Here is a 692-nt window from a genome sequence, read left to right as displayed (position 1 = left end):
GCGCCTGCATGCCGCAGCTGCCGCCATCGTGGACCGGCACGGCGGCCGCGTGCCGGATGACCATGCCAGCCTGCTGCAGCTCCCCGGCGTCGGAACCTACACCGCGGCCGCCGTCGCTTCCTTCGCGTTCGGGCTGCCGGAAACCGTGGTGGACACGAACATCCGTCGCGTGCACGCCCGGCTGGTCAGCGGAGCCGCGCTGCCCGCGCCGTCGCTGACTGCCGCCGAAATGCGCACGGCGCACGAGCTGATGCCGACCCAGGGCACCAAGGAGTGGAATGCCGGCGTCATGGAACTCGGCGCGCTGATCTGCACGGCGAGGTCGCCGCAATGCGATGCCTGCCCGGTGCTGGACCGCTGTGCCTGGGTCAGGGCCGGCTGGCCCGAGGCCCATTACGTGCCCAAAGGCCAGGCCTGGGCGGGCACGGACCGGCAGGTGCGCGGGGCCATGATGGCCGTGTTGCGCGAGGCCGAGTCCTCGGTTCCGCGCGAGGTCCTGCTCGGCAGCGTTGACCTGGCCGATCTGCCCGCGGCTTACCGGACGCCGCTCACGGCACTGCGCGCACTGCCTGCCGGGGACGAACAACTGGGCCGCGCCCTGGACGGGCTGATCGCGGACGGTTTGGCCGTCGCGTCGGGCGGGGGCGTCGGCCTGCCCGGGTAGGAAACCGGTTCCTGCAGCCGGCGGTGGG

General features: G+C 73.1%; 1 protein-coding gene. It reads left to right on the top strand.

The genetic code is table 11. From position 1 onward, the window contains the following. Window positions 1-664 (top strand): A/G-specific adenine glycosylase (locus AC5RUJ_RS17765; protein WP_494156449.1); only part of this gene is annotated, 664 nt, incomplete at its 5' end. Window positions 665-692: the final 28 nt, after the last annotated feature.

It is taken from the genome of Arthrobacter sp. Y3223164 (genome assembly GCF_059091005.1).
This window is presented reverse-complemented; position numbering and strand designations above follow the sequence as displayed.